3 protein-coding genes are annotated in these 2,020 nt (G+C 67.3%); 1 reads left to right on the top strand and 2 read right to left on the bottom strand.

Annotated features, from left to right (window positions below; genetic code table 11):
• Positions 1-185 precede the first annotated feature (185 nt).
• Positions 186-608, bottom strand: a complete 423-nt coding sequence (locus ACN269_RS33250) for a nuclear transport factor 2 family protein (protein WP_421477079.1) — start codon at positions 606-608, stop codon at positions 186-188.
• 70 nt (positions 609-678) lie between these two features.
• On the opposite strand from ACN269_RS33250, the gene ACN269_RS33245 reads away from it, so the two are divergent.
• The gene (locus ACN269_RS33245) at positions 679-1,587 is read left to right on the top strand and encodes an SDR family NAD(P)-dependent oxidoreductase (RefSeq protein ID WP_421477077.1); all 909 of its coding nucleotides are present in this window, start codon (positions 679-681) and stop codon (positions 1,585-1,587) included.
• A gap of 5 nt (positions 1,588-1,592) precedes the next feature.
• Here ACN269_RS33245 and ACN269_RS33240 read toward each other — a convergent pair.
• Positions 1,593-2,020: acyl-CoA dehydrogenase family protein (locus ACN269_RS33240; protein ID WP_421477075.1), on the bottom strand; the 428-nt coding region annotated here is incomplete at its 5' end.

The raw sequence follows: 2,020 nt of genomic DNA, 5'->3' as shown, positions 1-2,020 counted from the left end.
CCCGCATCGCGTCGGAGGCTTTCGCCCGGCTCAGCCAGGTCTCGGCGACACTGCGATAGGCCGCGCGCACCGTGGGGTGCTCGATCAACTCCAGCGCCGCCAGCTCCTGCTCATGCTGGGCCGCGGTGGCGACCGGATGCCCGGACAGCTCTGTCACGGATTTCCTCCTCTGGGTGCGGGCGGGTTCAAAACTTCAGGTGGTGGCTCATGTCGCCGACCTGATCGACGAACATCGTTCGGGTGTCGAACCACCACACCCCCTCGATCCGGTGGAAGGTGTCGCGGTAGCGGCCGGTCACGATGACCTGCAGGGGTACCTCGAGGGTGGCCTGGGTGACGCAGTAGTAGGAGCGGGCTTCGGCGGTGCCGGCGGCGTCGTCGACCTCGATGCGCACGTTGCTGGTGAAGTGTTTCGTCTTCGGGGTGCCGTCGTCATACAGCCGGGTCGCCAGCTCGTACATCTGCCGGACCCCGGCGGTGCCGGTGAACACTGTCTCGGGTGGCCCGTTCGCTATGCCGCAGATCCGGCCGTGGGCGAACAACTCGGCGACCCCGTCCAGATCGCCGGAATCCAGGCGCTCGGCATACGTGTAGATCAGGTTCTCGATCTCGCGCGCGCTGTCACTAATAATGCAAGCTAATCAACCAGGTGACCGACAACGGTGTCAATAACTCGCTGTGGTTACCCTCACACTCGTGACACCTTCGTGGTCGCCGAGCCGACTCGGCAATCTGACCGGCAAACGGATCATCGTCACCGGCGCCACCAACGGGGTCGGGCTGGGCACCGCGCGGGTGCTGGCCCGCGCCGGCGCCCATGTGATCCTCGCGGTGCGTAACACCGAACTCGGGGCGCAGCGGGCCGGCGAGATCGGCGGGTCGACCGAGGTGGTCAAGCTCGACCTGGCTGACCTGGCTTCGGTGCGGGCGTTTCCCGATCTACTCGCTGATGACGTCGACATCCTGATCAACAACGCCGGCGCGCTCACCGAGGAGCGCACCGACACCGTCGACGGTTTCGAGATGACGATCGGCACCAACTTCCTCGGACCGTTCGCGTTGACCAACCTGTTGCTGCCGCGGGTGCGCTCGCAGGTGATCAACGTCGCGTCCGATGCGCACAAGACCGCGACACTGCGCCTGGACGACATGCACCTGCGCACCCACACGTGGACGATGATGGGCGCCTATGGCCGGTCCAAGCTGGCGATGATGCTGTGGGGCCTGGAACTCGACCGCCGGTTGCGCGCGGCCCAGTCGCCGATTGTCACCCAGTTGACGCATCCGGGGTGGGTGGCGTCGAATCTGTCGCACGTCTCGGACAAACCGGTGCTGGCGGCCGCCCACCGGGTTGTGCAGACGATCGCCAACCGCGTGGCCAACGACATCGAGCAGGGCGCCGCGCCGACGCTGTTCTGCATCAGCGAGCCGATCCCGCCCGGCAGCTATGTGGGCGTCAGCGGAAAGTTCGGATTGCGCGGCGGCCCGGTGCTGATCGGGCGGTCACCGTCGGCCTGTGACTACGACACCGCGGCCAAGGTGGTTGCCTTCGCCGAAGCCGAGACCGGTACGTCGCTGCCGGTGTAGCCGGGCTATCTCGCGGCCAGGCTGCGGCTGATGACCAGCCGCTGGATCTGGTTCGTGCCCTCGAAGATCTGCATGATCTTGGCTTCCCGCATGTAGCGCTCGACACGGTAGTCGCGGGTGTAGCCGGCGCCGCCGAACACCTGCACCGCATCGGTGGTGACGTTCATCGCGGCGTCGGTGGCCACCAGTTTGGCGACCGAGGCGTTGCGCGAGTAGGGCAGTCCGGCGTCGCGGCGGCGCGCGGCATCCAGATAGGTCGCCCGCGCCGAGTCGACTGCGGCGGCCATGTCGGCAAGCAGGAAGCCCAGGCCCTGGTGGTCGATGATCTTGCGGCCGAACGTGGTGCGCTGCTGGCTGTACTCGACGGCCTCGTCCAGCGCGGCCTGCGCCAGGCCCACCGCCACGGCGGCGATGCCGAGCCGGCCCGAATCCA

Origin of the sequence: Micromonospora sp. WMMD736 (assembly GCF_049179015.1) — a bacterium.
Classification (GTDB): Bacteria; Actinomycetota; Actinomycetes; order Mycobacteriales; family Micromonosporaceae; genus Micromonospora.
The sequence above is the reverse complement of the archived record's forward strand: the minus strand, read 5'-3'. Positions and strand labels throughout refer to the sequence as shown.